This window comes from Micromonospora sp. NPDC047465, assembly GCF_040643125.1.
Taxonomy (GTDB): Bacteria; Actinomycetota; Actinomycetes; order Mycobacteriales; family Micromonosporaceae; genus Micromonospora.
In genome coordinates this window covers 57,176-63,979 of sequence record NZ_JBEYTP010000038.1, presented here as the reverse complement: position 1 = coordinate 63,979, position 6,804 = coordinate 57,176, and the positions used below count along the sequence as shown (strand labels likewise).

Here is a 6,804-nt window from a genome sequence, read left to right as displayed (position 1 = left end):
GCCCCTTGGCGGGGGGGGGGGGGGGGTGTGGGGGGGGGGGGGGGGGGGGGGGGGGGCGGCGGGGGGGGGGGGGGGGCCGGGGGGGGGGGGGGGCGCGCCCCCCCCCCCCCCCCCGCCGGAGCCGAGCAGTTCCCCCTCGGCGGCGGCGACCCCGTCGAGCGCGCGCACCCGGTCGACCAACGCGGTCGGCAGCGGGTCCTTGGTGGCGGAGTACACGGCGAGGTCGGTGTGCCGGTCGAACGTCCCGGCCCGTTCGTACGCTCCCGCGCGCATTCCGTCGACGAAGATCAGCGTGCCGGCGATGAAGGCGACGCCGAGCACGATGGCCAGCGAGGAGAGCAGCAGGCGCAGCGCCTCGGCGCGGAGCTGGCGCAGGGTCAGCCGGATCACCGGGTCACCGCCTCGCGGCCGGCGGCCGGCACGCGCGCCGAGTCGAGGCCGGCGAGGGTGTCGAGCACCCGCTCGGCGGTCGGCGCGGTGAGGTCCCGCACCGGCCGGCCGTCAGCCAGGAAGAGCACCCGGTCGGCGTGCGCGGCGGCCGTCGGGTCGTGGGTGACCATGATCACGGTCTGGCCGAGGGTGTCGACGGCCTCGCGGAGCAGGCGCAGCACCTCCGCGCCGGAGCGCGAGTCCAGGTTGCCGGTCGGCTCGTCGGCGAAGATCACCCACGGCTTGGTGATCAGCGCGCGGGCGACCGCCACCCGCTGCTGCTGCCCGCCGGAGAGCTCGGCGGGCCGGTGGCCGAGCCGGTCGGCGAGCCCCACCGCGGCGACGACCTGGCGCAGCCAGGCCCGCTCCGGCCGGCGGCCGGCGATCGCCAGCGGCAGCACGATGTTCTCCTCGGCGGTCAGCGCCGGCAGCAGGTTGAACTTCTGGAACACGAAGCCGACCCGGTCGCGGCGCAGCAGGGTGAGCCGCTTGTCGTCGAGCCGGGAGAGGTCGGCGTCGCCGATGCGTACGCTGCCCGCGGTGGGACGGTCCAGGCCGGCGAGGCAGTGCATCAGGGTGGACTTGCCGGAGCCGGACGGGCCCATGATGGCGGTGAACCGACCGGCGGCGAAGTCGACGTCGACGCCGTCGAGGGCGACGACGGCGGCCTGGCCGGCGCCGTACCGCTTGGACAGGCCGCGGGCGGAGACCGCGACGCCGGCGGTGGCGTGCGCGGGAGGTGCGACGGACACGTGGAGCTCCCCGTGGAGATCGTGACTGGGACGTCTCCGACGCTATGGGCGCGGCGGCCCGAGGGCGTCCACCCACGCGCTCGACCCCGCTGCGACCGCAGGCGGCCCTGACGGGGCGGACCCGTACGACCTGAGTCGTACGCCGGCTCAGCCGCCCGGGGTGACCAGGCCGCTCTCGTACGCCAGCACCACCGCCTGCACCCGGTCGCGGAGCTGGAGCTTGGCCAGGATCCGCCCGACGTGCGTCTTCACGGTCGCCTCGGCGACGTGCACCCGGGCGGCGATCTCGGCGTTGGAGAGCCCCTGCGCCACCAGCAGGAGGACCTCCCGTTCCCGCTCGGTGAGCTGGGCGAGGCGCGGGTCCTCGGCGGGGCCCGGGCCGAGCCTGCCGGCGAAGCGGTCGAGCAGCCGGCGGGTGATGGACGGGGCGACCACGGAGTCGCCCTGGGCGACCACCCGGATGGCGGCGAGCAGTTCCTCCGGCGGGACGTTCTTGAGCAGGAAGCCGCTGGCGCCGGCCTGGAGCGCGGCGAAGGCGTCCGCCTCGGTGTCGAAGGTGGTGAGCACGAGCACGCGGGGCGACCCGGTAGGGCGGTCCCCGCAGATCCGGCGCGTCGCCTCCACCCCGTCCATGGTCGGCATCCGGACGTCCATCACCACCACGTCGGCCTCGACCCGGGCCAGCACCCGCAGCGCGTCGGCGCCGTCGATCGCCTCGCCGACGACCTCCAGGTCGGGCTGGGAGTCCAGCACCATCCGGAAGCCGGCGCGGACCAGCGCCTGGTCGTCCACGATCACCACGCGGACCGTCATGCCGCCATCACCTCCGTCGTCCCGGGCGTCGACGGTAGCGGCAGCCGCGCCTCGACCTGCCAGCCCCCGGCCAGTCGCGGGCCGGCGGTGAGGCTGCCGTCGTACACGCTCACCCGCTCGCGCATGCCGACCAGGCCGTGCCCGCCGGACGGGGCCGGGCTGACCGGCGGGCGGCCACGCCCGTCGTCGAGCACCCGGACCACCACGGCGTCGCGGGCATGGTCGAGGGTGACCTCGACGGCGGCGCCGACCCCCGCGTGCTTGAGCGCGTTGGTCAGCCCCTCCTGCACGACCCGGTAGAGGGTCAGCTCGAGGCCGGCCGGCAGCGGCGCGGGCTCCCCGGTGACCGTGTGGCGCACCCGCAGGCCGGCGGCGCGGAACCGGTCGAGCAGGGCGGGCAGCTCGGTCAGCGCCAGCCGGCGGTGCTCCGGGTCGGCGGCCACCCCCGCGCCGTCGGGCTCGTCCGTCGGGCCGGGGCCGGCCGCCGCGTCGGGCGGGTTCGGCTCCCGCAGTACGCCGACCAGCCGGCGCATCTCCTCCAGCGCCTGGCGGCCGGTGTCGGCGACCACCTTCACCGCGTTCCTGGCGGTCTCCGGGTCGCGGTCGAGCATGAACCGCGCCCCGTCGGCCTGCACGATCATGACCGCCATGCTGTGCGCCACCACGTCGTGCAGCTCACGGGCGATGCGGGTGCGCTCGCCGGCGACGGCGGCGCGCGCCTCCGCCTCGCGTTCCCGCTCCAGGGTGGCGGCCCGCTCCTCCAGGCTGAGCACGTAGAGCCGGCGGGTCCGCACGTTGAGCGCGACCAGCCAGACCGCCCCGGTGACCAGCCCGATATAGATCGCGGTCGCCCACCAGGCGACGGTGCTCTCGGTCTGGAGGGCGGCGAGGACCACCCCGACGGCGGCGGTGATCCCGGCGAGGATGCCGTCGCGGAGCCGGTCGGCGTACTTCACGACGCTGTAGAGGGCGACCAGCACCGCGACGTCGAAGGCCAGTGGGCCCCAGCCGGCGAACACCTGGACCAGCGCGAGCACCGCCACGACGGCGGCGACCGCCGACGGGTGGGACCGGCGGAACAGCAGCGCCACCGCCATCGCGGCGCCGACGAGGGCGGCCTTCCACCCGCCGGGCTGGTTCACCAGGCCGGCGAGGCCGAAGAGCACCACCAGGCCGACGACGAAGACGTCGAAGGCGACGCTGCGCAGCGGGCGGCCGAAGATCGTGCGGTTCACGGTCACCCAGCGTACGTGCCGCCGCCGCCCGCGGGTCACCGCGCGCCCGTCCGGACCGCCGGGGCCGGGTCAGGGGGCCAGCACGTCGCGCATCCGGTCGATCTCGACGGCCTGCTCGGTGGCGACGGAGTTGGCGAACTCCGACAGGGTGAGGTCGGCGCCGACCTTGAGCAGGTCGGTGGCCATCTGGACCGCGCCCCGGTGGTGCTCGGTCATCATCCGGACGAAGAGCCGGTCGAACTCGGCGCCCCGGGCGGCCGCGAGCTGGCGCATCGCCTCGGGCGACTGCATGCCCCGCATGGTCCCGTGGTCGTGCCCCGGCACGTCCGGGGAGAGCCCGCGGGTCTGCAGCCAACCCCGCATCATGCCGATCTCCGGGCCCTGGCTGGCCCGGATCCGCTCGGCGAGGGCGCGCAGGTCCGGGTCGGCGACGCGGTCCGGGGCCAGCGCGGCCATCTCCAGGGCCTGGGCGTGGTGCGGGATCATCATCCGGACGAACCAGACGTCCATGGAGTTGTGCCGGGACGTGGGGGTGGCGTCGCGCATTTCCTCGGCGGGGCGGGCCGCGGCGGTCTCCCCCGGTCGGCCCGGCACGATCACGGCGGGCCGGGCCGGATCGACGGGCGCCGACGCCGAGGCGGGGGCGGCAACCGGCTGCGCGGCGGGCGCGGTCGAGTCGTCGCCGGACCGGGACAGGACGACGGCCACCACCGACACCACGAACACGGATGTGACGACGGCCAGGATCCGTGCGCGTCGGTTGATCATGGGCCACTCCCCCGGTAGAGGTCACGGCGATCGTATCCATTGACGGAGACACCAACATGTGACCCAGGTCACATCGACGCACCTCATCGGACGGTAAGGTGTCGACAATCGTCACCCCCTTGCGAAGGGCCTCGCCGATGATCAGACTTCGCACACCGCAGGCCCGGCGGCTCACCACCGTGAGCCTGGCCGCGGCCGGCCTCCTCCTCGCCAGCGTCGCCACCGCCCCACCGGGGAATGCCGGGGTCGCGGCACCCTCGGCGCCCTCCGACACGGTGGACACCACCTACACCATCCCCGGCGTCGACGAGATCGTCAGCAGCCCCAACCTTCGGCAGGTCGCCAACCTGCCGAAGCAGGCCCCGCTGGACGCCACGAACAGCGACCTCGCCTTCCAGGGCCGCTACGCCTTCGCCGGCAACTACAACGGGTTCGTCGTCTACGACATCTCCCGGCCGACCGCGCCGACGGTCGTGTCGCAGGTCTACTGCCCCGGGTCGCAGAACGACATCTCCGTCCACGGCGACCTGCTCTTCCTCTCCACCGACTCGTCCCGCAGCGACGACTCCTGCAACAGCACCGGATCGTCGGCGACGCTCAAGGAGTCCTGGGAGGGCATCAAGGTCTTCGACATCAGCGACAAGGCCAACCCGCGCTACATCAAGGCGGTGGAGACGGCCTGCGGCTCACACACGCACACCCTCGTGCCGGGCACGGACCGCAAGACGGTCTACCTGTACGTCTCGTCGTACAGCCCGCGGGCGGAGTTCCCGGACTGCCAGCCGCCGCACGACTCCATCTCCATCGTCAAGGTGCCGCTGAAGAAGCCCACCGACGCGGCGGTCGTGGCCACGCCGAACCTCTTCCCGGACGGCGGCTACGAGGGCCGCCCGGGCGGGTCGGCGACCACCGGCTGCCACGACATCACCGCGTACCCGGAGAAGAACCTGGCCGCCGGCGCCTGCATGGGTGACGGCATCCTGATGGACATCTCCAACCGGGAGGCCCCGCGGGTCATCAACCAGGTCCGCGACACGGTCAACTTCGCGTTCTGGCACTCGGCCACGTTCAACAACTCCGGCACCAAGGTGATCTTCACCGACGAGCTGGGCGGCGGCGGCGCGGCCACCTGCAACGAGGCCATCGGTCCCAACCGGGGCGCCGACGCCATCTACGACATCACCGGTAGCGGCGACGCCCGGACGATGGTCTTCCGCAGCTACTACAAGATCCCCCGGCCCAACGCCGACACCGAGAACTGCGTGGCGCACAACGGCTCGCTGATCCCGGTGCTCGGGCGCGACATCATGGTCCAGGCGTGGTACCAGGGCGGCATCTCGGTCTGGGACTTCACCGACTCCGCCAACCCCCAGGAGATCGCCTTCTGGGAGCGGGGCCCGCTGTCGGCCGAACGGCTGACCGGCGGCGGTTCCTGGTCCGCGTACTACTACAACGGCTACATCTACTCCAACGACATGCAGAAGGGCTTCGACGTCCTGAAGCTGACCGACTGGCGGACCTGGACGGCGAACCTCGTCCGGTACCGCGAGCTGAACGTGCAGACCCAGCCCAGCTACCTCGGCTGGTAGTCGCACAGCGCGCCGACGGGCCCGGCCCCCACCTCGGGGGCCGGGCCCGCCCGCGTTCCACCGTGTCCGGCGCGGCCGGGGCCGGCCCGCGTCCCGGGTCTCGGGTCTCGGCGGTGGCGACCGCAGCACCGGCGGGTCGAGGACCAGGCCGCCGACGGGAGCGTCGGCCCCTGGGCCGCCGCCGGCAGGGCCGGGAGCCGGGGGGGTCAGCTCACCGGAAGCTGGTAACGCCGCTCGCCGCCGCCGGTCGCGGTGGTCAGCCGGACCTCGCCGCTGCGCAGGCCGTACGTCACCGACCAGCGGGTGTGCGACTGGCGTACGTCGTTGAGGATCTCGAACGCCGCCGGGGCGTCCGCCGTGCCGCCCGTCCGGTCGAGGGCCGCGGCGATCACGCCGTAGCGGTGGTCGGCCCGGCGACGCTGCTCGTCCACCCCGACGACCGGCACGTTGGTCAGCGCCCGCCAGTCGCCCCGCCCCTTCTCGACCGACATCTTCCCGTCGACGAACTCGACCACGGCCGACGCCCCGGTCGCGTCGGCGAGCAGGTAGTGCAGGGGTGGCCCGTCGGTGAAGTCGAGGTTGTACCGCTCGAACACGGCCACCGCCTCGTCCACCGTGGCCGCCTGGTCGAGCACCAGGCGCTGGATGCGGACCGACCCGACGGTGGCCTTGCCCGGGACGGCGACGGCCTTCGCGCCGTCGTCGGCGGCCAGCCCGATTGCCAGCCCCCGCTCGTTCATCCCGTCGAACGGCAGCAGCGGCGCGTTGAGCAGCCGTCGGTCGCCGGTCGGGTCGGGGCCCACCCCGAGGTAGGACATGTCCACCACCGAGATCGAGGCGTACCCGTCGGGAGGATCGGTGCGCAGCACCAGCGCCGGGTTGGCGTCCCAGTCGAAGTTGCGGGCGAACAACGGCCGGGCCGGGTCGCCGGTGGCGGCGAAGAGGGAACAGCCGAACGCCTTCGCCGGGCGCGCGTCGGTGCCGACCGTCGCGTCGTACGCCCCGACGTAGGTCATCTCGTACATCGGAAGGTCGTTGACCTTCCGCAGGCTGGCCAGGGTCTTCTCGACCTCGCCCGGCTCCTGCCGGGAGGCGCTGGGCGTGCCGGCGGGTGTCGGTGCTCCCGGCGGTGCCGGCGGACCGGGCTCCGCGCTGGAACAGGCGGTCACGGCGAGCAGCAGGGCGACACCGGCGCCCAGGAGAGTCCTCCGCATATCC

6 protein-coding genes are annotated in these 6,804 nt (G+C 74.1%); 1 reads left to right on the top strand and 5 read right to left on the bottom strand.

Annotation, left to right across the window (positions count from 1 at the left end; translation table 11 throughout):
- Nucleotides 1–386: 386 nt before the first annotated feature.
- The 4 genes from ABZ793_RS27275 to ABZ793_RS27260 all read right to left on the bottom strand — a co-directional run bounded on the left by ABZ793_RS27275 (nucleotide 387) and on the right by ABZ793_RS27260 (nucleotide 3,997).
- A complete protein-coding gene (locus ABZ793_RS27275; protein ID WP_357462059.1) occupies nucleotides 387–1,181 on the bottom strand; it encodes an ABC transporter ATP-binding protein in 795 nt (264 codons plus the stop codon).
- 147 nt (nucleotides 1,182–1,328) lie between these two features.
- Nucleotides 1,329–1,994, bottom strand: a complete 666-nt coding sequence (locus tag ABZ793_RS27270) for a response regulator transcription factor (RefSeq protein WP_357462058.1) — start codon at nucleotides 1,992–1,994, stop codon at nucleotides 1,329–1,331.
- The gene (locus tag ABZ793_RS27265; protein ID WP_357462057.1) at nucleotides 1,991–3,235 is read right to left on the bottom strand and encodes a sensor histidine kinase; all 1,245 of its coding nucleotides are present in this window, start codon (nucleotides 3,233–3,235) and stop codon (nucleotides 1,991–1,993) included. The genes ABZ793_RS27270 and ABZ793_RS27265 overlap by 4 nt, the downstream gene beginning before the upstream one ends.
- 63 nt (nucleotides 3,236–3,298) lie before the next feature.
- The gene (locus ABZ793_RS27260; RefSeq protein ID WP_357462056.1) at nucleotides 3,299–3,997 is read right to left on the bottom strand and encodes a DUF305 domain-containing protein; all 699 of its coding nucleotides are present in this window, start codon (nucleotides 3,995–3,997) and stop codon (nucleotides 3,299–3,301) included.
- A 137-nt stretch (nucleotides 3,998–4,134) separates the two neighbouring features.
- Between ABZ793_RS27260 and ABZ793_RS27255 the strand changes: the two genes are divergently transcribed.
- The gene (locus tag ABZ793_RS27255; RefSeq protein WP_357462055.1) at nucleotides 4,135–5,586 is read left to right on the top strand and encodes a hypothetical protein; all 1,452 of its coding nucleotides are present in this window, start codon (nucleotides 4,135–4,137) and stop codon (nucleotides 5,584–5,586) included.
- A gap of 206 nt (nucleotides 5,587–5,792) precedes the next feature.
- On the opposite strand, the gene ABZ793_RS27250 is transcribed toward ABZ793_RS27255, so the two are convergent.
- Nucleotides 5,793–6,800, bottom strand: a complete 1,008-nt coding sequence (locus ABZ793_RS27250; RefSeq protein ID WP_357462054.1) for a linear amide C-N hydrolase — start codon at nucleotides 6,798–6,800, stop codon at nucleotides 5,793–5,795.
- Nucleotides 6,801–6,804 lie beyond the last annotated feature (4 nt).

What these genes read in the sequence shown, in the direction of transcription:
- ABZ793_RS27255 (WP_357462055.1), top strand. Translation starts at nt 4,135, where the DNA reads ATGATCAGACTTCGCACACCGCAGGCCCGGCGGCTCACCACCGTGAGC.
- ABZ793_RS27260 (WP_357462056.1), bottom strand. Translation starts at nt 3,997, where the DNA reads ATGATCAACCGACGCGCACGGATCCTGGCCGTCGTCACATCCGTGTTC.
- ABZ793_RS27250 (WP_357462054.1), bottom strand. Translation starts at nt 6,800, where the DNA reads ATGCGGAGGACTCTCCTGGGCGCCGGTGTCGCCCTGCTGCTCGCCGTG.
- ABZ793_RS27270 (WP_357462058.1), bottom strand. Translation starts at nt 1,994, where the DNA reads ATGACGGTCCGCGTGGTGATCGTGGACGACCAGGCGCTGGTCCGCGCC.